The sequence below is a fragment of the Aeromicrobium sp. Leaf289 genome (genome assembly GCF_001423335.1).
Lineage (GTDB): Bacteria > Actinomycetota > Actinomycetes > Propionibacteriales > Nocardioidaceae > Aeromicrobium.
Map to the genome: position 1 here is coordinate 206,642 of NZ_LMNK01000002.1, position 22,144 is coordinate 228,785.

The window sequence follows — 22,144 nt, forward strand, 5'->3', positions numbered from 1 at the left end:
GAGCCTGGACCCTGAACCCGTCGAAGGGTCGAGTCAGTCCAGCGCCCCCAGCAACGCCCGCCCCGCGTGCAGCAGGTCCGCCACCCGGTCGGTGGCGAGCGCGTACTCGACGGTGCCGCCCTGCCGGGTGGAGGTCACGAGCCCGACGCGTCGCAGCACCGCCAGCTGCTGCGACAGCGACGACGACTCGACGTCGATGTCGGCGAGCAGCTCGCGCACCGCCATGGGCCGGGTCTCCAGCAGCTCGAGCACCCGGATGCGGACCGGGTGCCCGAGCGTGCGGAAGAGCTCGGCCTTGCTGTGGTGCAGTGGTGCGCCGGTGTCGCCCACCAGCTCAGGCGTCGTCGGCTGCAGCGGCCTCGAGTGCGGCAGCGACGCGACGGTGCGCCTCCCAGATCTCCTCGGGCAGGTCGCGGAACTGCTCCAGGTGCACCTGGCGGTGCCCGATCTCCTCGCGCCAGCGGGTGACGTCGATCGTGAGGATCGTGTCGAGGTCGGCGAGCGCCTGGTCGTCCAGGCCCTCGAGCAGCAGCTCGTCGCGGGTCGGGATGACGCCGACGGGCGTGCGCTGACCCTCGACCTCGCCGTTCATGTACTGCATGAGCCACACGAGGGGGCGCAGGTTCTCGCGGTAGCCGGGCCACAGGAAGCGGCCGTCGTCGCCGCGCTGGAACCAGTTGACGTGCGCGAACACGGGCTTCTTCTCGGCGCGGCTGAACACCTCGAGCCAGTGCGCGGCGTAGTCGCCCTCGCCGTAGGACATGAACGGACGCATCGACATCGGGTCGTAGCGCAGCACGCCCTCGAGACCGTCGGCCGCGGCCGTGGCCTCGGCACCGAGCGTCAGGCCGTCGTAGACGCCCTCGGCGACGTCGTCGATGGCGCGGATGAGCGGCTCACGGTCGCGGGTGCGGCCACCGAAGATGACGCCGTGGATCTCGACGCCCTTCGGGTCCTCGAAGTCCTTCGCCACGTTGGGCACGTTCTCCAGCGTGGTGGTGAAGCGGCTGTTGGGGTGGGCCCAGGGGGCGTCGACCTCGTCGCCGGTGCGGTCGGCGATCGCGTCGCCCTTCCAGTCCTCCCAGCCGTCGAGGTCGGTGGGCTTGTCACCCTTGCCCTCCCACCAGACCTCCTGGGTCTTGGTGTTGTAGGCGACGTTCGTGAAGATGGCGCCGGTGCCGTCGACGATGGAGTCCACGGCGGTCGGGTTGGTCTTCTCGTTGGTGTCCTTAGCGACGCCGAACACACCGTTCTCGGGGTTCATGCCGTAGAGCTTGCCGTCGTCGCCGACCCACAGCCACGCGATGTCGTCGCCGTAGAACTCGACGTAGTAGCGGTCGCCGAGGGCGTCGGGCGCGAGCGTCATGGCCAGGTTGGTCTTGCCCGACGCGGACGGGAAGCCGCCACAGATGTGGTACTTCTTGCCGGTCTCCTTGTCGACGATGCCGAGCAGCATGAACTGCTCCACGAGGAAGCCGTTCTTCCAGCCGTCGTAGGAACCCTGGCGCAGGCCGTGGGCGATCTTGCCGAGCAGCGCGTTCCCGCCGTAGGACGAGCCGAAGTGCAAGATGGTGCGCTCGTCGGCGACGGTGACGAAGTAGCGCTTGTCGTCGGGGGTGCCCTGGCCGAGGTTCTCGAGGTCGCCGGTCACGTGGACGGCGCGCACGAAGGAGTCACCGAGGTCGTTCACGTACTCCGCACCGACACGGGCCATGCGGATCATCTGCATGACGACGTTGCGGTTGTCGGTGAGCTCGACGCCGGCGGCGTACTCGCTGAGCGGCGAGCCCTTCGGTGCCATGAGGTAGGGGATGACGTACATGGTCTTGCCCTCGGACGCGCCGGTCATGAGGCCGACCAGCTTGTCCTTCATCTCCGAGGACGGACGCCAGTTGTTGTAGATGCCCTTGTCGTTCTCGTCGCTGGTGGCGACGATGGTGCGCTCCTCGGCGCGGGCGGTGTCCTTGAAGTAGGACCGCGAGTAGTAGCGACCCTCGCCGGCGGGGAGCAGCTCCCCGGCCTCGAGCGCCTCCTCGATCAGGCGGGCGTCGTCAGCGGCCGAGACGACCTCGACCCGCGCGGCACCCGTCACCCCCGCCCAGTGCTGCACGTACTCGCGCACGTGCTCGTTGGTGAGTCCAGCCTGGTCGAGCGCTGCCGCCACGTCTGCCATCGTGTCGTTTCCTCTCGTTGCCCCGTTCGGGGACACGTTCTGGCGGGTCTGCCCCGCCATGGGTTGGAGCGACCGTACCGGAGTTGAAGAACTTTTCATCTACCGGGATGTAACAAGTGGGAAATGTCACCCGCGCACTGGCGTTGCAGGCAATTTGTGGTTCGGAACGCGAAATGTCGGCGTCGTGTGGGGAGGCACGATGCGCGACCCGCCCCTACCGTCGAGGAATGTTGGTCGACGGCTATCAGATCGAGTCCTCCCTGGACCGCGAGCGGCTCTGGGCCGAGCTGGTGGCACTGGAGACCATCTCGCAGTGGAGCGCGCTCGAGGAGTGCACGTCCACCGACAGTCCTCTGCTCGAGCCGACGTCGTCGTACGTGTGCAAGCACCACAACGGCCTGCACGGCGTCGACGCCACGGTGGAGGTGACCGACTTCGAGGAGGCCGAGTGCCTCGCGCTCCGCACCGCGACGCCGATCGCGGACCTGGAGGAGAAGCTGGTGCTCACGGACCACCTGGGCGGCAGCCTGGTGACCTACTCGGTCGACGCGACCTCGGACTCCTTCGGCCCGTCCGCCACCGTCTGGCTGCACCGGCACGTGTCGTTCGTGTGCGAGAAGCTCGAGCAGTTCGCCAACCGCGAGCTGACCTGACCTGAGCGAAGCCCGACCCAGCCTGCCCATACTTGTTCAAAAGGTGTTCGCAACCTACGTTTGGCGCATGAGTCTCCTGATCAACGAGCAGCCCGAACCGACCGGGACGGTGACGGCGCTGCTCGACCCCCGGCCGGTGTGGGTCGGCTGCCTCTGGGACCACGGCGACGAGCAGGTCAAGGAGATGGTCCCGGCCACCGCCACCGCCACCTGTGGCGACCTGATCCTGTGCGACTTCTGGGACCCGCGCACCGGCAAGGACCGTGCGCACTGGATGGAGAAGGAGTTCGTGCGGGACCGCCCGACCTCCATCGCCCCGTCGAAGAAGAAGCCGGCGACCGACCACCCGGCCGCGGCGCCGAGCCCGACGTTCGACGTCGGCAGCTGACCGGCCGCCCGTCCATCGGAGCGACAGCGGCGCGGGCCCGCTGACGCCGATCCTCCAGATCGGCACCCCAGGGCCGCGCCACCGCCGGTCCTGGTCGCCGTCCCCCCGAGGGGCAGGTCTCCCACCTGCCCACCGCGGACCCGACCCCTGTACGGGTCCGTGGACGACGACCGCTCGCCCTACATGGCGAGGTCCCTGACCAGCGCGCCGCGCGCGCCGGGATCTGGAGGCACCGGTTCGAACCAGACGGCGACGTCCACGTCGTCGCGCCACCGCGCGAGCCAGCGTCGGGCGCGGCCCACCGAGGCGGCGAGTCCGGCGACGCCGCCGTCGTCGACCACGGCGCCCAGGCGATGGGTGCCGAGCCGCGACCACACGGTGCACGGCGCGATGCCGTCGTCGAGGACGGCCCGGACCAGCGCGAGGCTCAGCTCGGACTCCAGGTCGCGCAGTGGTCCGCGCGCACCCTGGGCCGTCTCGTCGAGGAGCACCTCGGCCACGAGGACCCGGCGCACCTGCAGCTCGCTCCCGCCGTCCAGCTGATGACGGAGCTGGTCGGCGCCCGGCAGACCGGTCAGGGTGTCGTCGACGCCGCGGCCCTGGCGCACCCGCTCGTCGGTCCACGCCGTCAGGGCGGCGCAGGCCACCTGAGGAGAGGCCGGGCCGTGCCCCGCCTCCACCAGCGTCTCGTCGACGGAGGCGAGCAGCACGTGCAGGTCCGAGCCGTGACGCGCCTGCAGCTGGCCGAGGCGTCCGGCCAGCAACGGCTGCCAGTGCCCGTCCGGGGAGCACCGCGCCAGCAGGCCGCGCACGTGCTGCACGTCCGCCTCGCTGCTGTCGTCCGTCTCGGTGTCCGTCGAACGGACGGGTCGGATCCTCACGCGGACCATCTCCTCGTTCCTGGCGGCGGCGCCGTGGTGCGTCGCACGAAGTAGGAGTGGGAACCGGCACACCGGTCACGCACGACCGCGAGAAAAGTTCTCGGCCGAAGGTGCGTGACGAACAGGGCACTACCGTCTCCTGGAAGAAGACCCATCTTCACCGGCTGAATGCGAACGATGACCGACCTCTTCCTCGACCCGAGCGACGCCGAGCTGCTGCAGCGCTACCGCGACGGTGACGACGACGCCGCAGGGCTGCTGTTCGAGCGGCACCACCCCGCTGCGGTGCGCCTCGCGGGTGCGCTGGCGGGCGCGCCGGCCGCCGAGGACCTGGCGTCGGACGCGTTCGTGGCGGTGCTGCGCGCCGTGCGCAACGGCGCGGGTCCGCAGTTCGCCTTCCGCCCCTACCTGCTCACGTCGGTGCGCAACGGCTTCTACGCGGCGTCGAGGGCCGCGTTGCGCCAGGATCTCTACGACGACCTCGAGGCCTCTCCCGACGCGCCGACGGTGGCCGACGGCACGGCCCTGCGCGAGGAGTCGAGCCTTCTGGCGCAGGCCTTCGCCACGCTTCCGGAACGCTGGCAGGCAGTGCTGTGGCACACGACGATCCACGACGAGTCCCCCGAGCAGGTGGCCCGGGTGCTGGGCATCAAGCCGAACGCGGTGTCGTCGCTCGCCCTGCGGGCTCGCGAGGGTCTGCGCAACGCGTACCTCACGGCCCACCTGGGCCAGACGGACGATCCCGAGTGCCGCGAGGTGCGCGAGCTGCTGCCCGCCTACGACCGGGGTCGGCTGCGGCCGCGTGCCCGCGCCAGGGTGGAGGCGCACCTCGACGTGTGCGACGACTGCCGTGAGGCGGCGGCCCTGGTCGGCGGCATCACGGCCGACCTCGGCCTCCTGCTGCTGCCCGCTCTCCTCGGCGCTCCGGGGGTCGCGGCATTCGGGGACACGAGGGTCCTCGTCGTGGACGGAGGCGGGACGCGAGGCTCCCAGGGCTCGGGCACACCCGGCGCAGGCTCCGCCGCCCTGGGGGTCGCCGGGACCGCCGGGGCGATCGCCGTCGGGGTCGCTGCCGTGGCGGTGCTCGTGACCGTCGCAGCCGTGGGGGTGTCCCGGCTGGGCCCCTCCGACGACGCCACCCCGCCGAGCGCGGCCGCCACCGGCGCCCCCGGTACTGGCTCGCCCCCTCGCGCCGACGACCGCGACGATCCGGCCCCGGAGCCCTGGAGGGCTCCCGTCGTGGCACCGCTCACCACCGTCGTCCCCGTCCTCGCTGCCGCGCTCTCCGTGCCCGTCGTGGTCCCGCCGGCGGGACCGAGCGTGCCGGAGCCCACGGCGACGACGTCACCTGGACCCACGCCATCGGTCCCCACGACGCCCCCGACGACGACACCACCGGTGGAGGTGGGCGAGGACCTGGCCGTCTCGGTGCTCGAGGCCGTTCCCGGCGACGTCTACGAGGTGACGCTGGCCGTGGCGTCGCCGACGCTCACCCCGCGGCTGCAGGTCGAGCTGCCTTCCGGCACCGAGGTGTCGTTGTGGGGCGGCGAGGGCTGGACGTGCACCGGCATCGGGACGGGCGGATGGTGCCAGGCGTCGGGCCCGAACCCGCAGCCGATCCGGTTCTGGTGGAGCCCGGGCGAACCGGTGGGCTTCTCGGCGACGGTCAGCGCGCCCGACAACGTCGACCCGAACCCGGCGAACGACTCGGTCTCCCTCGGCTGAGAGTCCTCACCGCCGGCCACGGGCGACGGGCCCGCCGGGCACGAGAAAGCCCCGCTGACCTCGGGGGGTGAGTCAGCGGGGCTTCATCAGGAACATTACTCGCCCGTTCAAGCGGTTGTCATCGAATGTTCCACACCTGGAGGAAGGTCCAAAACGCCGGACCCCTCAGGCGGGCCCGTACGTGGGCCTCGGGCGGCGGCTCGACGTGAGCCTCAGCGCGGGGGCTCGGTGGGAGCGGGCGTCTCGTACGCCTGCTCGATGCCGTCCTTCGTGGCGGCCCACCACGCCGTGTTGGTCCGGTACCACTCGATCGTCGCGGCGAGACCGGCCTCGAAGTCCTGGTGGCGGGGAGCCCAGCCGAGCTCCTCGCGCAGCCGGGTCGGGTCGATCGCGTAGCGCAGGTCGTGACCAGGTCGGTCCGTCACGTGGTCGAAGGCGTCCTCGGGCTGGTCCATCGTCCGCAGGATGGTGCGCAGGACCGTGAGGTTGTCGCGTTCACCGTCGGCACCGATCAGGTAGGTGCGGCCGTTCTCGCCCTTCTCGATGATCGTGAGGACGGCGTCGTTGTGGTCGTCCACGTGGATCCAGTCCCGCACGTTCTGGCCGGCGCCGTAGAGCTTCGGCCGGCGCCCCGTCAGGATGTTCGTGATCTGGCGCGGGATGAACTTCTCCACGTGCTGGCGGGGTCCGTAGTTGTTCGAGCAGTTGCTGATGGTGGCCCGGATGCCGAACGACCGCACCCACGCCCGGACCAGGAGGTCGGACCCGGCCTTGGTGGACGAGTACGGGCTCGACGGGTTGTAGGGGGTCGCCTCCGTGAAGCGCTGCGGGTCGTCGAGCTCGAGGTCGCCGTACACCTCGTCCGTCGAGACGTGGTGCAGGTGGACGTCGTGCCTGCGGCACGCCTCGAGCAGCGTGTAGGCGCCCACGAGGTTGGTGTCCACGAACGGGCGGGGATCACGCAGCGAGTTGTCGTTGTGGCTCTCGGCCGCGAAGTGCACGACCACGTCGTGGCCGGGCAGCAGCTCGTCGACCAGGGCGGCGTCCGCCACGTCGCCCTGCACGAAGCGCAGGCGCTCCGCCGGCAGTCCCTCCAGGGACGCGCGGTTGCCGGCGTAGGTCAGCTTGTCGAGCACCGTCACCGACGCGTCGGTGGTCTCCAGCACGCGATGCACGAAGTTGGAGCCGATGAAGCCGGCGCCCCCGGTCACCAAGAACGAACGCATGGCCGGAGCGTATCGGCCCGCGACCGTGACCACGCCCAGATGCGATCGTTGGTCCGGACATGTGGCGAGGGAGCGAGTCGTGAAGGGCATCATCCTGGCCGGCGGCACCGGCACGCGCCTGCATCCGATCACCGAGGGCATCAGCAAGCAGCTGATGCCGGTGTACGACAAGCCGATGATCTACTACCCGCTGTCCACGCTCATGCTGGCCGGCATCCGCGACATCCTCGTCATCACCACCCCGCACGAGGCCGACGGCTTCGAGCGGCTGCTGGGCGACGGCAGCCAGTTCGGCATCCGGCTCACGTACGCCCAGCAGCCCAGCCCCGACGGGCTGGCGCAGGCGTTCCTCATCGGCGAGGAGCACATCGGGGGTGAGCACAGCGCCCTCGTGCTCGGCGACAACATCTTCTACGGCACCGGACTCGGCACCACCCTGGGACGGTTCGTCGACCAGGACGGCGCGACCATCTTCGGCTACCGGGTGGCCGACCCCCGCGACTACGGCGTCGTGGAGTTCGCCGACGACGGACGGGTCATCTCCATCGAGGAGAAGCCGACCGAGCCGAAGAGTCCCTTCGCCATCCCCGGCCTGTACTTCTTCGACAACGACGTGGTCGAGTTCGCCCGGGACCTCAAGCCGTCCGACCGGGGCGAGCTGGAGATCACCGGACTGCAGGAGCGCTACCTCGAGGAGGGACGCCTGCACGTCGAGATCCTCGAGCGCGGCACCGCCTGGCTCGACACCGGCACCTTCGACTCGCTCAACGACGCCTCCAACTTCGTGCGCTCCGTGGAGAGCCGCCAGGGCCTCAAGGTCGGGGCTCCCGAGGAGGTCGCGTGGCGCATGGGCTACATCGACGACGACCAGCTGCGCGCCCGTGGCGAGCGACTGAACAAGAGCGGCTACGGCCGCTACCTGCTCGAGCTCCTCGACGGCTGAGGCCCACGAGGGTCTCTCAGGTGAGGTCCTCGTAGTGGCTCAGCAGCCGGCTCATCGTCGAGAGCGCCTCCTGCATCTCGGCGATGTGGGCCGGGTCCAGCGCCCGCAGCATCTCCTTGATGCCCGTGCTCGACACGCCCGCCGTGCGGGGCAGGTACTGCACCTCGCAGTACTCGGTGAGGTGGTCGAACTTGCCGGTCCAGTCGTCACCCATCACGAACAGGTCGACGTCGTGCTCCTGGACGTCGAGGACCTTCTGCTCCCACGACTGCTCCGGCACCACCAGGTCCACGCCCTTGATGCTGCCGACGATGCGCGCGCGGTCCTCGTAGGAGACCACCGACGACTTGCCCTTGCCGGCGTTGAACTCGTCGGTCGAGACCCCGATGACCAGCCGGTCGCCGAGCGCCGCCAGACGTTCGATCAGGTTCAGGTGGCCGATGTGGAAGAGGTCGAACGTTCCGTAGGTGAGCACCGTGGTCATGGGCGCCAGGGTAGCCGTGAGCCCACCTCTACTCTGGAGCCATGCTGACGGTGCTCGCGTGGATCGTGGTGGCCGCCGGGCTCGCGACCGGGCTCGCGGCGGTGCGCGACGTCCGCCAGAGGCCGGCACCGACCGCCCACGGCTTCCCCGGGCAGCCCGACCACCCGGGATCCCGCCCGTTCCGACTGCGGGTCTGGGTCGTCGCGGCCGGCGTGCTCGTGGCCGGCACCGCCGTGGCCACGATCGTCGCCCTGGTCACCTCGCAGGACCTCGTCGCGCTGCTGGTGGCCGTGGTGCTCGCCCTCGGTCCCGCCGCCGTGGCGTGGCGCCTGCACGCCTGGGCCACCGCGTCGCGCGGTGTGCGGCAGGCCATCGTCGCCCACGCACCCCGGGTCGCCGTCCCCTATGCCGGCAAGGTCGGCGTGCACGTCGGCATGTGGTCGCCCTGGATCGAGCAGGCCGGCGTGCCGTGGTGCATCGTGGCGGCCGACCGCACCATCTACGCCGAGCTGGTGCGCCTGCACCCGCACGACCCGGTGATCCTCACGCACCTGCCCGCCTCCGTGCGCGGCGCGCTCTACCCGCACGGGGCCAAGAAGAACGCGGTGTTCCTGGCCCACGACGAGGTCACGCACGTGTTCCTGGGCCACGGCGACAGCGACAAGCCGCTCAGCGCGTCCGAGCGGGTCCTCTCCTACGACGTCGTCGCCGTCGCCGGGCAGGCCGCCATCGACCGCTTCGCCCAGGCGGACCTGCGGGTCCCGGCCGCGAAGCTGCGGGTCGTCGGGCGGCCGCAGACCGAGGGCATCGAGCTGGTGGCCGGTCCGCTCCCCGACTCGCCGACCGTGCTCTACGCCCCCACGTGGCGCCACGCCGACGACGCCCTCAACGTCTCGTCCCTCGCGGTCGCCGAGGACGTCGTCGCCGCACTCCTGGCCCGCGGCTGCACCGTGGTGTTCCGACGCCACTTCGCCGGGCGCAACCACCTCGAGGCCGAGGCGATGATCGCCCACGTCGACTGGATGCTCGCCGACGACGCGAGGGCCACCGGGCGGGCCCACGTGCTCAGCGAGACCGCCATGGACGTCCCGCTCGTCGAGGCCTTCAACGGGTGCGACGCGATGGTCTCCGACATCTCCGGCATCGTCGTCGACTTCATGGCCAGCGAGAAGCCTTTCGCCATGTACGCCGCGCAGTTCGGCGGACCGGACGCCGCCGAGGCGTTCCGCGCCGCGCACCCCACCGCCGTCTCGGCGTACGTGATCGACCGCGACCTCGTGCAGCTCGACGCCGCTCTCGACGCGATGCTCGGGACCGACCCGCTCGCCGCCATCCGGCCCGAGCGGGCTGACCACTACCTGGGCGGGCCGGAACGCTCCGACCCGGCGGCCCGGTTCGTCGCGCTGGTGCGCGAGCTCGCCGACGGCGGTCAGGTGTCCGCCGGCTCCTCGTAGTCGCCGATCCACCAGTCGGCCAGCTCTCGCATCACGGTGCTGACCTGCACGTGCTGAGGGTGGACGCGGAACGCCTCGAAGGCCTCGCGGCCCTCGAACAGGCCGTTCTCGACGAGGATGCGTCCCTTGCGGCGGTCGTCGGACAGCCGCACCGTCCACTCCAGCACCCCGGGGAGCGTCCCGAGCGACGCCAGCTGCTCGAGCGCGTTCTCCACGTCGGCGTCGGGAACCGCGTCGTGCACGCGGAACAGCACCAGGTGGCGCAGGGCCATCAGTCCACCAGCTCGTCGGTGATGCGCGGGTCGTGCGCCGGGACCACCAGGACGTCGGGGAGCGAGGCCAGACGTCGAAGCTCGCGGTGGTTGGCTCGGATGCGCGAGCGGTCGCGGCCCACGACCATCTCGAAGCCGCGGGCGGCCCGCACCGGGGCGAGGCGTCGGCCCGAGGGCGCCGCGTCGGCCACGTGGCTCCCGTCGAAGACCGCGTCGCCCGCGTGCAGCACCACGCCGTCGGCGGTCTCGACGGCCACCGCGGCATGGCCGCGCGAGTGACCGGGCATGGGCACGAGCACGATGCCGGGCAGCACCTCGTGGCCGGTGAGCCCGTAGCGCCACTCGTCGCCGGGACCGGCGTGCAGGGCGAAGTCGGGCCCGTGCGCGAACTGCGCCGGCCGGTAGCGACGCTTGTCGAGGGCGTCGGGGTCGGTGATCGCGGCCGCGTGCTCGTCGGCCGTGGTGTGCACGGTGGCGTGGGGGAAGTCCGACAGCCCTCCGGCGTGGTCGAGGTCGAGGTGGGTGAGCACCACGTGCGTGACGTCGGTGGCGTCGTGGCCACGCTCCTGCAGCTGGCGCAGCAGGGTGTGGCGGTCGTCGAGGTCGGGGCGCAGCAGGCCGCGGATCGGTCCGATGCGGCGGCCGGGGTCGGTCACGTCGGCCGTGCCGAAGCCGGTGTCGACGAGCACGAGGCCGTCGTCGGTGTGGCAGAGGAACACGTGCGCCGGCATGCCGGGCATGGTCAGGGGGTTCATGACGGCGGCCCGCAGGTGCTCGATGCGCATGGGCCACATCGTGGCACGGGTGCCCGCGGTGCTGGTGGCGTTCGTCACCGACGACCGCACGCGTGCGGCCACCTGCCTACGCTCGACGGATGCGCCGCTCCCCCACCCACGTCGCGCTGGCGGTCGCCTACCTGACGGCCCTGGCATTCATCGCGTTCTGGCCGTCCCCGGTCGACCAGGGCGTCGACGTGCTCAACTCCTGGCCGGTGCGGATGCTCGAGTCCACGTTCGGCATCGCGCGGCCCGTCGGCTACGACGTGGTGCAGACCGCCGCGAACGTCGTGCTGTTCCTTCCGCTGGGCTGGCTGGCGGTGGCGCGGACCCGGGTCCGCTGGTGGCAGGTGGCGCTGCTCGGCTTCCTGCTCTCGTCGGGCATCGAGGTGGGGCAGGCGCTGCTGCGCCCCGACCGCTTCGCAACGGTGTCCGACGTCGTGGCGAACACCGTGGGCGCGACCTTGGGCGCCGGGGCGGCCGCGCTGCTGCTGCACCGCCACGAGCGGGCGTCGGTCGGTTCCCACGGCTGATCGGACGCCGATTGGTGGCGCGGGCACACGGCTGGCTATCCTGTACCGGTTGCCGCTTCGGCGGCGGCATGGAGGTGTCGCATAGTGGCCTAGTGCGCCCGCCTGCTAAGCGGGTTGAGGTTCAAACCTCTCGCGAGTTCAAATCTCGCCACCTCCGCAGACGACGAAAGCCCCCAGCGCTCTTTGCTGGGGGCTTTCGTCGTCTCCAGAAGGATGCCGAGATTTGGGAGGAGCGAGCGCCAGCGAGCGACGGCTCTCGCCACCTCCGCCACCTCCCCCGCGAGCGCAGCGAGCGCGTGCAAGGCGCGCCGAGCGCCTGCGCCCGCGAGGCGCGAGCGAGCGCCCCGAGTGCGCCGGCCCGAAGTGCGCAGCGAGGACACCGAGACCACCCAGCGGTAGCCCACCCGCGCTTCCACCACCCCCGGAGGTGGCTGCACCGCAGACTCGGGCCGCGACTCCGCGACTCACCGACCGCCACACGTCCGATTCCGCGAGCCACCTACCTCTCACGGCCTCGTCGGACGTCTGAAGGGTCAGTTCCGCAGCTGGGCGGCGAGGGGGCAGTCGAACGGGTCGCGGGCGCGCAGGCCGACGTTGTTCAGGTAGCCGATGACGAGGGCGTAGGAGTACAGGAGGCCGACCTCCATGTAGTCGACGCCGACCTTCTCGCAGTGAGCACGTACCAGGGGGCGCGCCTTCTTGAGGTTGCCGCGCGGCATGTGCGGGAAGAGGTGGTGCTCGATCTGGTAGTTCAGGCCGCCCATGAAGAAGTCCACGAACCAGTTGCCGCGGATGTTGCGCGAGACCATCACCTGACGTCGCAGGAAGTCGAGCTTCATCTCCGGCGGCACGATCGGCATGCCCTTGTGGGCGGGCGCGAACGCCGCACCCAGGCACACGCCGAACACGGCGAGCTGGACCGCCAGGAACGCCACGGCCATCGGCCACGGCAGGAAGACGAAGACCACCGTGACGAACGCAGCGAGCCGCACGGACACGAGCCCCAGCTCCAGGCGCCGCCACGGCGTCGTGGTCGAGCGGTCGAGGCCGACCAGCACGCTCTGCACGTGCAGGTTGATCCCCTCGAGCGTCAGCAGCGGGAAGAAGAACCAGCCCTGGTGCCGGGCGAACCAGCCCTTGAAGCCGGACCGCTCCGCCACGATCCCCGGCGTGAACGCGATCGCCCCTGGGCCGATGTCGGGGTCGATCCCCTCCTGGTTCGGCGCGAGGTGGTGCTTGTTGTGCTTGCCGCGCCACCACGTGTAGCTCAGGCCCGCGAAGGCGCCGGCCAGGATGCGCGACGTCCACGCGTTCCAGGTCCTCGAGGAGAACATCTGGCGGTGCGCCGCGTCGTGGCCGAGGAAGCCGAACTGCGCCACCAGCACCCCGAGCGCGGCGGCCAGCAGCAGCTGCCACCACGAGTCGCCCAGCAGGAAGAAGCCCACCCAGATCGCGACGAAGGACCCGACCGCGACGGTGATCTGGGCCCAGTAGTAGAGGTGTCGCCGCTCCAGGAGGCCAGACTCGCGCATCGCCGCCGCGAGCTCGGTGTACTGGCTCACGTAGCGGGCCTCGCCGGACGACGCACCGGGCGGCGTCGCTGCCGGTGCGGGCGGTCGGGGTGTCGCGGTCCGCTCGTGGATCTGTTCGGTGTCGGTCATGCGGAGGTTCCTGTCCCGATGAGTCGTGGTGGCAGTGAGGGCGCTGCGACGAGCGTTTCCAGCTGGTCGACGACCTGCGCCGGCGTAGGGGGACGTACCCGTCCCAGCACGTCGACGAGCTCGTCGACCGAGTGCTCGAGCGTGAAGCGGGTCGTGGCGTGGGCGCGTTCGGCGTCGCCGGCGGGTCCGAGCGTGATGGCGTGCCGCAGCCCGACCGCCAGCGCGGACGCGTCGTCGGCCGGCACGAGCGTGACCAGCCCGCAGTCGGTCTCCGGCAGTCCACCGTCGTCGGACGCGACGACCCGGCAACCGGCGTGCTGGGCCTCGATCGAGACGATGCCGAACGTCTCGTGCCAGTACTGGCCGTTCGACGGCATGAGCACCACGTCGTGCTCGGCCATGAGGGTCGCCATCGCCTCGGGCGTCCGGGCGGCGTCGATCAGGGTGATGCCGGCGTGGGCCTCGAGCATCCGGTGGATGATCCGGCCCTGAGGCTTGTCCGCTCCGGCCGCCGTGACGGTGAAGGTGATCTCGACCCCCTCGTCGACGAGGTCGGTGATCAGCTCGTGGTGGAGCATCGACAGCAGCGTGTAGATCCCCTTCTCGGGGCTCAACCGGCCCGCGTAGAGGACCCGCACCACACCGGGCCGGCGCGTCGAGCGCGGCTCAGCGGCGAACACGGTCTCCGCGAACGGGTGCACGACGTCGATCGTGGCCACGTCGACGTCGAGGAAGTCTGCCCACAGGCGTGCGGCGAAGCGGCTCGTGGCCACCGGGTGGCGGTCGCGGGTCTGCGCACGCATCGCCTCCCGACGTCGGTCGCCGGCCGGGGGCGGCACGTGCAGCATCTGGAACGCCGGCCGGCGCGTGCGCACGGTCGGAAACTCCGTGACGAAGACGAGAGTGCCATCGATCTGGCCGACGTCGGCCGGTCGCGCGACGGAGTGGAACGGCACGCCCGGAAACCCGTCGCGGCCGTCGTGCACGCCGAGCCCGGTGGTGACCACCTGCGCGGCGACCCCGCGCCGGTGCAGCTCACGGACCTGGCCCACGGTGTAGTTCTCCGACCCGCCGGTGCCCGCCGGCAGGGGTTCGCCCGGAGCCCACACGAAGGAGATCAACGAGATCGTGCTGGGAGTGAGAACATCTCACGACCGCCTAGGTTCGCTGCCGCCACGGGAGCCTCGTCGTCGCGATCCGCCGCTTGGCGTCCCGTGGACCTGCAGTCTTCCCTTCACGATAGCCCTGTTCACCGCCCCGGCCTCCCGACGACCTGCGCGCCGCCCCGGCGAGGACCGCCGGGCTAGGCTCGAGGCACGACCGTGAACGTCGGGTCATCATCGATGCCGGCGCCGACGGCGACCACAGGTGGTGGCCTCATGGCCCTCCGATCCCCGGCCGAGACGGCCTCCCGCACGTCGGCACGCACCGTGTTCGCACCGAGCGCGTCGGCCCAGACGGCTCCCGAGACCGACGGCGCGTGGTGGCCGCGAAGCCGCATCCTCGCCGACGAGCTCCCCGCGTTCTTCGCCGCGTGGCCGACCGACCGCGGCCGGATCCAGCGCATCCTCTACTCCTCGCCCGACTGGGACGACCATCCGCACTCGGTGAACGTGCCGAGCCGACGCGTGAAGACAGGCACCTTCCCCCGCGACGACACCCACGTGCTGACCGTGAGCATGGAGGACCGGACCGACCACCTCATCCGCGTGATCGCCCCGGGCACGGCCGACGACGCCGCACAGCGGGCCCTCGACGGCGACCCTCGTGCGTCGGACGCGCCGACCGGAGACCAGATCCCCCGTTGGGACGGCGAGGGCGGCTCGCTCTGACCTTGCACGGCCTCGGGCGGTAGGTCCGGCATCGAGCACCGGGGCCCGGACAGTCGGAGGGCGTGCTCCCGCGCTCGTGCCGCCGGGCTCAGCCGAAGCGGCGGTAGCCGTGCGCGGTGTTGAGCCGGTCGTGGACCTCGCGCACCAGCTCGGGAGCCCGCGCACCGAAGGTGGCGAGCGACAGTCGCAGCACCCGCTGCTCGTCTCCGGCCTCGTCCAGGGCCAGCAGCAGCAGGCCCTCGCGGACCGTCACGTCCTCCACGTCGACCCAGCGCTCCCGCGCCCGACGTGTGCGGATGCCGTGCTCGTCGAGGCGCGCCACCACGGGAGGGCGCAGCACCACGATCGCCGCGACCAGCACCGCGAGCACGGTCACCACACCTGCGATCCACGACGTCGCCACGAAGGCGATGAAGCCCGTGAAGGCGGCCACCACGAACGCGACCCCAGCGATGGCCAGGGCAGGGGCACGGTCCAGGCGGTACGTGGTCATGGGTCCTTCGGGGGTCGGTACGGGCGAGGCCAATCTACTGGGGTGGACCCGGCGGGCGGCGGAGTGCCGACGACGAGCAGAGGCGGCGGGACTCGCGGCGCTGAGCAGAGGGGGCGGGACTCCGTCGTGGCTCGTTCCTCGCCACGCCTCCCCGAATCCGGCGCCCTCTGCAGATGAGCGCTTCGCGCGAATGGCAGAGGGGGCGGGATTCGAACCCGCGGTAGCTCTCGCTACGACCGCTTTCAAGGCGGTTCCGATCGGCCACTCCGGCACCCCTCCTCGGCGTCACCGCGGCCGAAGCCACGCCGACGCCACCGCCGATTCTCGCACTACTTGAGAGGGGCGAGCCGTCCAGGCTCGGAGCGCGACGTCGGCTCCAGCGACCGCGACGCCCGCGAACCGCGCTGCCGCATCGCCACGTAGCGCGCCACCAGACCCACCACGACGCCCAGCACCACGGAGTACACCGTCGACAGGGCGATGTACGACGGGTAGGCGCCCGGCGAGACCAACGACGTCGTGAGCACGCCCGTGCCCAGCACCGCGAACACCAGCACCCACCAGCCGTCACGACGCTTCGAGCGCAACGACACCCCCACGATGAGCGCCGGGAACCCGATGAAGACCTCCACCGGACGCGGCACCCCACCGACCGTCTCGCGCATCCAGATGACGAAGTTCGTGATGCCCTCCACCACCGTCTCCGAGCCGTGCGTGCGGACGAAGCTGGAGTACGCCAGCAGCACCAGCAGCACCGCTGCCACGGCCGCGATGATCGCGATGTTCTGCTTGCCCAGCCCGTGCAGACCCGCCCCGAGGTTCCACACGAAGGCGATGGCGAGGGTCAGCGCCGCGGCGAGCACCACCAGGTTGAAGCGCTGGTAGGCCACGGGCGCGTTCCAGGCCGCGACGGCGAGCGTGCCGCTGAGCGCGACCGCCAGGGCGAGGACGAACTCCTTCAACGCCCCGATCGCGCTGCGAGCCGGCCGGGTGATCACCACCGCCCACACGCTGGCGAGGATCGCCGAGACCGCGGCAGCCCCCGCCACCAGCAGGTTCAGCTCCGTCACCACCGCCGACAGCGCCAGCACGCCCGCCGCGACCGTCCAGATGCGCATGTGGCCGCCGCCGCGGTGCGTCAGGCCGATGCTGAACACCACGAGCAGCAGGGCCGCGCCCCACCGCTCGATCCAGGCCGGGTGCGGCACCGCCACCACGGCGGTGCCCGCGACCGCCACGCCCGCCACCCACGCCAGGAACGTGGCGGCGAAGGCGTAGCGCGCCGTGGTCGGCGACTCGAGCCGCGGCTGTCGGGTCGGGACGTCGTAGTCGGCCGGGACCGACGTGTCGAGCCGACGCCGTCCCGGCTGTGCCGACCCGCGCTGGGCGGCCTGACGCGTCGGGGTCATGCGCGGCCCATCCTGCGATTGGCCAGCGAGGGGTTCACCTCACGTGCGCGGGCGACGTCGGCGAGGTCGAGGTCAGCCGTCACCAGATCGTCCTTTCCTGCATCCCCCTCGGCGAGGGTAGTGCCCCAGGCGTCGAGCACGAGGGAGTGCCCCGTGTAGCGCTCGCCACCCTGGGCGGCCGCCACCACGCCGACCACGTCCTCGACCGCGCGGGCCGCCAGGAGCGTGCGCCAGTGGTGCAGCTTGTGCTCGCCGGCCACCCAGGCCGCAGGGACCACGAACGCCTCGGCCCCGGCGTCGACGAGGGCCCGTCCCAGCTCGGGGAACCGCAGGTCGTAGCAGGTCATGAGGCCGACCCGGGCCGACGAGCCGTCGGCCGTGGGGACGTCGACCGTCACGGGCTCCACGGCGCCGCCGCGCAGCCGGTCGGACTCGGCGTAGCCGAACGAGTCGTAGAGGTGGATCTTGCGGTACGTGGCCGTCAGGTCCCCGTCGGGGCCCAGCACCACGAGCGTGTTGTAGGGCAGGTCGTCGGTGCGCTCGAACAGGCCCGCCACCACGGTGGCACCCAGCCGTCGGGCGTGGCCCGCGACCAGGTCGACGAACGGACCGTCGAGCGGCTCGGCCGCGGCGGCCAGGTCGTGGTCGGGCGAACCGAAGTCGTGCATCGTCGCCTCGGGCAGCACCACCAGGTCGACCGCGGGCTCGAGAGCGGTCAGGCGTGCGTCGACGAGGCTCCGATTCTCGGCGGAGTCGATCGTCGACGCCAGCTGCACCGCGGCCACACGCATGCAACCCAGTGTGTCAGGACCGGTCTGAGAGGCCGATGAGACCGGCCGAGCCCCGCCGTTCCAGCCCTCTGCGCGCTCAGTCCTGGAGCCAGGGCGCGGCCGCGCGCGTGTGGCCCGCCTTCGTCGCCGGGTCCATCGCCTCGTAGGAGCGGGCCATCATGCGCGAGCGCGGGTTCGTGGCGAAGACGTCGAGGTGGTCGCGCACGAACGTCCAGTACAGGCCGTCCCACGCCTCGCACCAGTCGCCCTTCGGCACGTCGGACATCCGCCGCAGGTAGGCCGAGCCCGACACGTACGGCTTGGTCGTGATCGCCGGCCCGGCCGCGAACTGGCTCATCGCGTACACGTTGGGCACCATCACCCAGTCGTAGGCGTCGACGAACAGGGCCATGAACCACTCGTAGACCTCGTCGGGGTCGATCCGCAGCAGGCTCATGGCGTTGCCCACCACCATGAGCCGCTCGATGTGGTGGCACCAGCCGTCGTCGAGCACCCTCCGCACGACCAGGTCCACCGGGTCGAGCCCCGTGGTCGCGTCCCACCAGCCCGGGGCGAGCGAGCGGGTGTGCGCGAGGTGGTTGGCGGTGCGCATGCGTCGGCCGTGGGTCACGTACACGCCGCGCATGTACTCCCGCCAGCCGATGAGCTGGCGCACGAAGCCCTCCAGCGACGCCAGCGGCACGTCGTGCTCGTCGGCGTGGTCGAGCACCCGGCCCAGCACCTGCGCGGGCGACAGCAGGCCGATGTTGAGCGCCGGGGTCAGCACCGAGTGGAACACCGTCGCCGAGCGGGTCGTGATCGCGTCCTCGTACGGGCCGAAGGTGTCGAGACGCTCCGTCACGAACTCCTCGAGCATCGCCTCGGCCTCGGCGTGGTCGGTGGGCCAGGCGAAGCTCTCGAGCCGACCCGGCGCGTCAGGGAAGGCGCTCCGCACCCACGCGATCGCGTCGTCGACCTCGGCCACGCGCTCGGGCCGGGTCACGTCCGGCACGTCGACCGACCTCGGCAGCTTCTTGCGGTTCTCCTCGTCGAACGACCACTTCCCGCCGACCGGCTGGTCGCCGTCGACCAGCACGTCGAGGCGCGTGCGCTGCCAGGCGTAGAAGTGCTGCATGCGCGGCCGCTTCCCGCCCAGCTGCTCGCGCACCTGCTCGCGCGTGGTCAGGAAGTTGGGCGACTCCAGCCACTCCAGCTCCAGCCCGACGTCGGCGGCGGTCGCGTCGAGGTCCTGCTCGAGCCAGTCGTCGACCACGTCGAACACGCTGACCGCGGCGGCACCCTCGAGCACGCGCGCCAGGGCGGCCCGACTGGTGGTGCGGCCGTCGGTCCGCACCCGCACGACGTCGTGTCCGGCGGACTCCAGCCGCTGTGCGAACCGCTCCATCGACGCCCGGTGCAGCACCAGCTTCTGTGCGTGGAACGCGTACTGGCGGAACAGCAGGTCGTGCTCCACCAGCACGAACGACGTGCCCGCAGTCACGTCGAGGTGCTCGACGAACAGCTGGTGCGGCAGCACGAGGCGCACCGCCCGACGTCGATCGTCCACGGCCTCAACGCTAGGGCGGCACCGGCGTGTGCGCTCGCCCAGCGCGCCTCGCACGTCGCCCGCCGTCGAGGCGCGGAGGCAGCTGCCGGCGACCGCCGATAGCCTCGGCCCATGCGTGCTGTCGTCGTGCCCGAACCCGGTGGAGTCGAGGCCTTGCAGGTCGTCGACGTCGAAGCCCCCGAGCCGGGGCCTGGCGAGGTGCTCGTGCGGGTCACCGCCGCGGGCGTCAACCGTGCCGACCTCATGCAGCGCCAGGGGTTCTACGACCCGCCGGAGGGCGCCACCCCGGTCCTGGGCCTCGAGTGCTCCGGCGACGTCGTGGCCCTCGGCGAGGGTGTCACCGAGTTCAGCAAGGGCGAGCACGTGGTGGCGCTGCTCTCCGGCGGCGGCTACGCCGAGTACGTGGCCGTGCCGGCCGGCCAGGTGGCCGTCGCACCGCGCGGGGTCGACCTGGTCGACGCCGCCGGGCTCATGGAGGTCGCGGCCACCGTGTGGTCCAACGTGTTCATGATGGCCAAGCTCCAGCACGGCGAGACGCTCCTCGTGCACGGCGGCGCCAGCGGCATCGGCACCATGGCCATCCAGCTGGCCAAGGCCTTCGGGGCCCGTGTCGTCGTCACCGTCGGCAGCGCCGAGAAGGCCGCGTTCTGCCGCGAGCTGGGCGCCGACCTCGCCATCAACTACCGCGAGACCGACTTCGTCGACGCGCTCGACGAGGCCGGGCTCAAGGCCGACGTCATCCTCGACATCGTCGGCGCCAAGTACCTCGACCAGAACGTGCGCGCCCTCAACACCGCCGGCCGGCTCGTCGTCATCGGCCTGCAGGGCGGCGTGAAGGGCGAGCTGAACCTCAACCGGCTGCTCATGAAGCGTGCCGCGGTCATGGCCACGTCGCTGCGCGCCCGTCCCACGCAGGAGAAGGCGGCGATCGTGTCGGCGATGGTGGCCCAGGTGTGGCCGCTGGTGGCCGACGGCACGGTGCGCCCGATCGTCCACGCCCGGATGCCCCTCGACCAGGTGCGCGACGCCCACCAGGTGCTCGAGGACTCCAGCCACACCGGCAAGGTGCTGCTGACCCTCTGAGCCGTCAGAGGATCAGCTGCTGCGGGCCCGAGGGCTGGCGGTGCGGGTGGTGGCGCAGGTCGGCGTCGTCGGCCGGACCCTGCAGCACCGTGGTGCGGGACGCCCCGGCCGACGACCGCACCGTCGAGACGATGACGTCGGCCATGCGCTCGCCCACCCGACGCAGCACGGTGTCGAACGCCGGGTGCGCGAGCAGCGCGAGCGACGCGACCGTCATGAGCACCGCGATCGCCGACGCCGGCCATGCGTCGATGCCGCGGCCCTCGAACCACCACTGCGCCGCGAACACGAACGGCACGTGCAGCGCGTAGATCGCGAGGCTGCGACGTCCGAGCACCTCGGCCACCCGCTGACGCCGTGGGACGAGCGCCAGCAGGGCGAGGGAGCACACGACCGCGGCCGCGAAGCAGACGACACGCACGGCGAGGGCGACGGCCGGCGAGTCGTGCATGGAGCCGGCCGTGTCGGCCCCGCGGTACCAGCGAGGGTCGACGCCCCAGACCAGCACGGCGCTCGTGACTCCGCCGAGCACCAGCACGGCGGGTCCGACGAGCGCGCTGCCCACGTCGGCGGTCCGGCGGAGCAGCGCCGGGCCGTGGAGGTGGCCGGCGACGAAGAACGGCAGGTAGCAGGCCGCGCGCGCCCAGGCCACCACGTCGGTGTCGGCCACGGGTGCCGTGACCGCCACGAGGGAGACGAGCGTGGCGACCGGCAGGGCCGCCCGGCCGAGACGCCTCACGACCGGCAGGACGGCCAGCCACCACGCCATCGCCAGCAGGAACCACATGCCGTACACCGGGTGCACGAGCGTCTCGGGGGTGACGTCCGCGCCCCGCAGGGTCAGGAGCGCGACCTGGAGCACGAGGTACAACCCCACCATCTGCGCGATGCGGTGGGCGCGACGTCGGGTGCTGGCGGTGACGCCCGCCAGCAGCACGAACAAGGGCATGTGGACGATGTAGAGGGCGGTGAGGACGGCGCGCTGCGGCTCGCTCGACCAGCCCGAGTACAGGCCGTCGGGTGCCTGTCCGCCGGACGTCTCGAGGAAGTGGCCCAGGACCACCCCGCCGATGAGCACGCCCTTGAGCACGTCGAGCCGCGGGTCGCGGCGTCGCGCGGGGGCCGACGTCGACCCGTTCCTGACCTCGCTCGTGGTGCTCATCCGCACGACTGAACCAGGCCCGCGAGCCGGTTTCAAACCGTGACGGGCCGGTGTGGGCGGTCTCTCATAGGCTGGACGCATGAGCCAACCTGAGTCCGAGCCCCACCGGTCGACGCAGCTGTCGACGCCGTCGCCGCAGGTCATCGGCCCCGACGGCACCCCCGTCGAGGCCCCCGGCGCCGCGACCCCGGAGACGGCCCAGCGCGGGACACCGCTGGGTGACCTCGTGGAGCAGCCGGCCAAGGTCATGCGCATCGGCGGCATGATCCGCCAGCTCCTGGACGAGGTGAAGGCCGCGCCGCTCGACGACGCCAGCCGCACCCGGCTGCGCGAGATCCACCGCCAGTCCGTCAAGGAGCTCGAGGACGGTCTCGCCCCCGAGCTGGTGGCCGAGCTGCAGCGCCTGAGCCTGCCGTTCGAGGACGAGTCGCCGTCCGACGCCGAGCTGCGCATCGCCCAGGCCCAGCTCGTGGGCTGGCTCGAGGGTCTGTTCCACGGCATCCAGGCCGCGCTGTACGCCCAGCAGGTGCAGGCACAGGCGCAGTTCCAGAACATGAGGCTCGCCCTGCCGCCGTCAAACGGTCCAGAAAGTGACCAAAGTACTGAGTCGGCGCAAAACGGTCCTGCGGGCGGGATGTACCTCTAGTGTGACGCGAAAG

At 71.6% G+C, this 22,144-nt stretch carries 23 protein-coding genes and 2 tRNA genes; 10 read left to right on the forward strand and 15 right to left on the reverse strand.

Going from position 1 to position 22,144, the window contains the following annotated elements:
* Positions 1 to 33: 33 nt before the first annotated feature.
* Together ASF37_RS04915 and ASF37_RS04920 are read right to left on the reverse strand one after the other, a co-directional pair.
* The gene (locus tag ASF37_RS04915; RefSeq protein ID WP_055961604.1) at positions 34 to 330 is read right to left on the reverse strand and encodes a helix-turn-helix transcriptional regulator; all 297 of its coding nucleotides are present in this window, start codon (positions 328 to 330) and stop codon (positions 34 to 36) included.
* A 4-nt stretch (positions 331 to 334) separates the two neighbouring features.
* Positions 335 to 2,173: a phosphoenolpyruvate carboxykinase (GTP) gene (locus tag ASF37_RS04920; RefSeq protein WP_055961608.1), complete on the reverse strand. Its 1,839-nt coding sequence runs from the start codon at positions 2,171 to 2,173 to the stop codon at positions 335 to 337.
* A gap of 227 nt (positions 2,174 to 2,400) precedes the next feature.
* Between ASF37_RS04920 and ASF37_RS04925 the strand changes: the two genes are divergently transcribed.
* Both ASF37_RS04925 and ASF37_RS04930 read left to right on the forward strand, forming a co-directional pair.
* Positions 2,401 to 2,826, forward strand: coding sequence for a hypothetical protein (locus ASF37_RS04925; RefSeq protein ID WP_055961612.1), 426 nt, complete (start codon positions 2,401 to 2,403; stop codon positions 2,824 to 2,826).
* A 67-nt stretch (positions 2,827 to 2,893) separates the two neighbouring features.
* Entirely contained in the window at positions 2,894 to 3,214 is a 321-nt protein-coding gene (locus ASF37_RS04930) for a hypothetical protein (protein ID WP_055961615.1), read from the forward strand.
* A 179-nt stretch (positions 3,215 to 3,393) separates the two neighbouring features.
* Here ASF37_RS04930 and ASF37_RS04935 read toward each other — a convergent pair whose 3' ends face one another.
* Positions 3,394 to 4,095: a hypothetical protein gene (locus ASF37_RS04935; RefSeq protein ID WP_156368130.1), complete on the reverse strand. Its 702-nt coding sequence runs from the start codon at positions 4,093 to 4,095 to the stop codon at positions 3,394 to 3,396.
* Between the two features lie 177 nt (positions 4,096 to 4,272).
* Between ASF37_RS04935 and ASF37_RS04940 the strand changes: the two genes are divergently transcribed.
* On the forward strand, positions 4,273 to 5,820 hold the full coding sequence (locus tag ASF37_RS04940; RefSeq protein WP_056579341.1) for a sigma-70 family RNA polymerase sigma factor: 1,548 nt from the start codon (positions 4,273 to 4,275) through the stop codon (positions 5,818 to 5,820).
* Positions 5,821 to 6,032: 212 nt separating this feature from the next.
* Here ASF37_RS04940 and rfbB read toward each other — a convergent pair whose 3' ends face one another.
* Positions 6,033 to 7,046 carry a dTDP-glucose 4,6-dehydratase gene (gene rfbB / locus ASF37_RS04945; RefSeq protein ID WP_055966019.1) on the reverse strand — a complete coding sequence of 338 codons (1,014 nt, stop codon included), beginning with the start codon at positions 7,044 to 7,046 and terminating at the stop codon, positions 6,033 to 6,035.
* A gap of 79 nt (positions 7,047 to 7,125) precedes the next feature.
* Between rfbB and rfbA the strand changes: the two genes are divergently transcribed.
* Positions 7,126 to 7,989, forward strand: coding sequence for a glucose-1-phosphate thymidylyltransferase RfbA (gene rfbA, locus ASF37_RS04950; protein WP_055961624.1), 864 nt, complete (start codon positions 7,126 to 7,128; stop codon positions 7,987 to 7,989).
* Between the two features lie 16 nt (positions 7,990 to 8,005).
* On the opposite strand, the gene ASF37_RS04955 is transcribed toward rfbA, so the two are convergent.
* Positions 8,006 to 8,473 carry an adenylyltransferase/cytidyltransferase family protein gene (locus tag ASF37_RS04955; protein ID WP_055961626.1) on the reverse strand — a complete coding sequence of 156 codons (468 nt, stop codon included), beginning with the start codon at positions 8,471 to 8,473 and terminating at the stop codon, positions 8,006 to 8,008.
* A gap of 41 nt (positions 8,474 to 8,514) precedes the next feature.
* On the opposite strand from ASF37_RS04955, the gene ASF37_RS04960 reads away from it, so the two are divergent.
* The gene (locus ASF37_RS04960) at positions 8,515 to 9,927 is read left to right on the forward strand and encodes a CDP-glycerol glycerophosphotransferase family protein (protein WP_056579343.1); all 1,413 of its coding nucleotides are present in this window, start codon (positions 8,515 to 8,517) and stop codon (positions 9,925 to 9,927) included.
* Here ASF37_RS04960 and ASF37_RS04965 read toward each other — a convergent pair.
* Positions 9,903 to 10,199, reverse strand: coding sequence for a Dabb family protein (locus tag ASF37_RS04965; RefSeq protein ID WP_055961631.1), 297 nt, complete (start codon positions 10,197 to 10,199; stop codon positions 9,903 to 9,905). The genes ASF37_RS04960 and ASF37_RS04965 overlap by 25 nt on opposite strands.
* Entirely contained in the window at positions 10,199 to 10,984 is a 786-nt protein-coding gene (locus ASF37_RS04970) for an MBL fold metallo-hydrolase (RefSeq protein ID WP_082495301.1), read from the reverse strand. Before ASF37_RS04970 ends, ASF37_RS04965 begins: the two co-directional genes overlap by 1 nt.
* Positions 10,985 to 11,073: 89 nt before the next feature.
* Here ASF37_RS04970 and ASF37_RS04975 point away from each other — a divergent pair, with 89 nt between their 5' ends.
* Positions 11,074 to 11,508, forward strand: a complete 435-nt coding sequence (locus ASF37_RS04975; RefSeq protein WP_056579347.1) for a VanZ family protein — start codon at positions 11,074 to 11,076, stop codon at positions 11,506 to 11,508.
* Between the two features lie 70 nt (positions 11,509 to 11,578).
* Positions 11,579 to 11,665, forward strand: a tRNA-Ser gene (locus ASF37_RS04980).
* 376 nt (positions 11,666 to 12,041) lie between these two features.
* Here ASF37_RS04980 and ASF37_RS04985 read toward each other — a convergent pair.
* A complete protein-coding gene (locus ASF37_RS04985; RefSeq protein WP_082506404.1) occupies positions 12,042 to 13,169 on the reverse strand; it encodes an acyl-CoA desaturase in 1,128 nt (375 codons plus the stop codon).
* Positions 13,166 to 14,290 (reverse strand): glycosyltransferase family 4 protein, encoded by a 1,125-nt coding sequence (locus tag ASF37_RS04990; RefSeq protein ID WP_055961642.1) that lies wholly within the window; start codon positions 14,288 to 14,290, stop codon positions 13,166 to 13,168. The genes ASF37_RS04985 and ASF37_RS04990 overlap by 4 nt, the downstream gene beginning before the upstream one ends.
* A 258-nt stretch (positions 14,291 to 14,548) precedes the next feature.
* Between ASF37_RS04990 and ASF37_RS04995 the strand changes: the two genes are divergently transcribed.
* The gene (locus ASF37_RS04995; RefSeq protein ID WP_056579349.1) at positions 14,549 to 15,001 is read left to right on the forward strand and encodes a DUF5994 family protein; all 453 of its coding nucleotides are present in this window, start codon (positions 14,549 to 14,551) and stop codon (positions 14,999 to 15,001) included.
* Positions 15,002 to 15,089: 88 nt separating this feature from the next.
* On the opposite strand, the gene ASF37_RS05000 is transcribed toward ASF37_RS04995, so the two are convergent.
* The 5 genes from ASF37_RS05000 to ASF37_RS05020 all read right to left on the reverse strand — a co-directional run bounded on the left by ASF37_RS05000 (position 15,090) and on the right by ASF37_RS05020 (position 19,240).
* Positions 15,090 to 15,494 carry a hypothetical protein gene (locus ASF37_RS05000; RefSeq protein WP_056553642.1) on the reverse strand — a complete coding sequence of 135 codons (405 nt, stop codon included), beginning with the start codon at positions 15,492 to 15,494 and terminating at the stop codon, positions 15,090 to 15,092.
* 191 nt (positions 15,495 to 15,685) lie between these two features.
* Positions 15,686 to 15,773, reverse strand: a tRNA-Ser gene (locus ASF37_RS05005).
* Positions 15,774 to 15,823: 50 nt separating this feature from the next.
* On the reverse strand, positions 15,824 to 16,903 hold the full coding sequence (locus ASF37_RS05010; RefSeq protein ID WP_056579351.1) for a hypothetical protein: 1,080 nt from the start codon (positions 16,901 to 16,903) through the stop codon (positions 15,824 to 15,826).
* Complete coding sequence (locus ASF37_RS05015) at positions 16,900 to 17,694, reverse strand: carbon-nitrogen hydrolase family protein (RefSeq protein WP_056553639.1); 795 nt, start codon at positions 17,692 to 17,694, stop codon at positions 16,900 to 16,902. The genes ASF37_RS05010 and ASF37_RS05015 overlap by 4 nt, the downstream gene beginning before the upstream one ends.
* Before the next feature lie 76 nt (positions 17,695 to 17,770).
* Positions 17,771 to 19,240: a cryptochrome/photolyase family protein gene (locus ASF37_RS05020; RefSeq protein ID WP_056579353.1), complete on the reverse strand. Its 1,470-nt coding sequence runs from the start codon at positions 19,238 to 19,240 to the stop codon at positions 17,771 to 17,773.
* 111 nt (positions 19,241 to 19,351) lie between these two features.
* Between ASF37_RS05020 and ASF37_RS05025 the strand changes: the two genes are divergently transcribed.
* Entirely contained in the window at positions 19,352 to 20,323 is a 972-nt protein-coding gene (locus ASF37_RS05025) for an NAD(P)H-quinone oxidoreductase (RefSeq protein ID WP_056553633.1), read from the forward strand.
* A 4-nt stretch (positions 20,324 to 20,327) separates the two neighbouring features.
* Here ASF37_RS05025 and ASF37_RS05030 read toward each other — a convergent pair whose 3' ends face one another.
* Positions 20,328 to 21,485 (reverse strand): acyltransferase family protein, encoded by a 1,158-nt coding sequence (locus tag ASF37_RS05030; RefSeq protein ID WP_056579354.1) that lies wholly within the window; start codon positions 21,483 to 21,485, stop codon positions 20,328 to 20,330.
* 79 nt (positions 21,486 to 21,564) lie between these two features.
* Between ASF37_RS05030 and ASF37_RS05035 the strand changes: the two genes are divergently transcribed.
* Positions 21,565 to 22,131 carry a bacterial proteasome activator family protein gene (locus ASF37_RS05035; RefSeq protein ID WP_055961663.1) on the forward strand — a complete coding sequence of 189 codons (567 nt, stop codon included), beginning with the start codon at positions 21,565 to 21,567 and terminating at the stop codon, positions 22,129 to 22,131.
* The last annotated feature ends 13 nt before the right edge of the window (positions 22,132 to 22,144 follow it).

Bases quoted from the DNA above. Each gene is read 5' to 3' on its own strand.
- ASF37_RS04920 (WP_055961608.1), bottom strand. From the start codon at position 2,173: ATGGCAGACGTGGCGGCAGCGCTCGACCAGGCTGGACTCACCAACGAG.
- ASF37_RS04925 (WP_055961612.1), top strand. From the start codon at position 2,401: ATGTTGGTCGACGGCTATCAGATCGAGTCCTCCCTGGACCGCGAGCGG.
- ASF37_RS04930 (WP_055961615.1), top strand. From the start codon at position 2,894: ATGAGTCTCCTGATCAACGAGCAGCCCGAACCGACCGGGACGGTGACG.
- ASF37_RS04940 (WP_056579341.1), top strand. From the start codon at position 4,273: ATGACCGACCTCTTCCTCGACCCGAGCGACGCCGAGCTGCTGCAGCGC.
- rfbB (WP_055966019.1), bottom strand. From the start codon at position 7,046: ATGCGTTCGTTCTTGGTGACCGGGGGCGCCGGCTTCATCGGCTCCAAC.
- ASF37_RS04955 (WP_055961626.1), bottom strand. From the start codon at position 8,473: ATGACCACGGTGCTCACCTACGGAACGTTCGACCTCTTCCACATCGGC.
- ASF37_RS04960 (WP_056579343.1), top strand. From the start codon at position 8,515: ATGCTGACGGTGCTCGCGTGGATCGTGGTGGCCGCCGGGCTCGCGACC.
- ASF37_RS04965 (WP_055961631.1), bottom strand. From the start codon at position 10,199: ATGGCCCTGCGCCACCTGGTGCTGTTCCGCGTGCACGACGCGGTTCCC.
- ASF37_RS04970 (WP_082495301.1), bottom strand. From the start codon at position 10,984: ATGCGCATCGAGCACCTGCGGGCCGCCGTCATGAACCCCCTGACCATG.
- ASF37_RS04975 (WP_056579347.1), top strand. From the start codon at position 11,074: ATGCGCCGCTCCCCCACCCACGTCGCGCTGGCGGTCGCCTACCTGACG.
- ASF37_RS04985 (WP_082506404.1), bottom strand. From the start codon at position 13,169: ATGACCGACACCGAACAGATCCACGAGCGGACCGCGACACCCCGACCG.
- ASF37_RS04995 (WP_056579349.1), top strand. From the start codon at position 14,549: ATGGCCCTCCGATCCCCGGCCGAGACGGCCTCCCGCACGTCGGCACGC.
- ASF37_RS05000 (WP_056553642.1), bottom strand. From the start codon at position 15,494: ATGACCACGTACCGCCTGGACCGTGCCCCTGCCCTGGCCATCGCTGGG.
- ASF37_RS05010 (WP_056579351.1), bottom strand. From the start codon at position 16,903: ATGACCCCGACGCGTCAGGCCGCCCAGCGCGGGTCGGCACAGCCGGGA.
- ASF37_RS05015 (WP_056553639.1), bottom strand. From the start codon at position 17,694: ATGCGTGTGGCCGCGGTGCAGCTGGCGTCGACGATCGACTCCGCCGAG.
- ASF37_RS05025 (WP_056553633.1), top strand. From the start codon at position 19,352: ATGCGTGCTGTCGTCGTGCCCGAACCCGGTGGAGTCGAGGCCTTGCAG.
- ASF37_RS05030 (WP_056579354.1), bottom strand. From the start codon at position 21,485: ATGAGCACCACGAGCGAGGTCAGGAACGGGTCGACGTCGGCCCCCGCG.
- ASF37_RS05035 (WP_055961663.1), top strand. From the start codon at position 21,565: ATGAGCCAACCTGAGTCCGAGCCCCACCGGTCGACGCAGCTGTCGACG.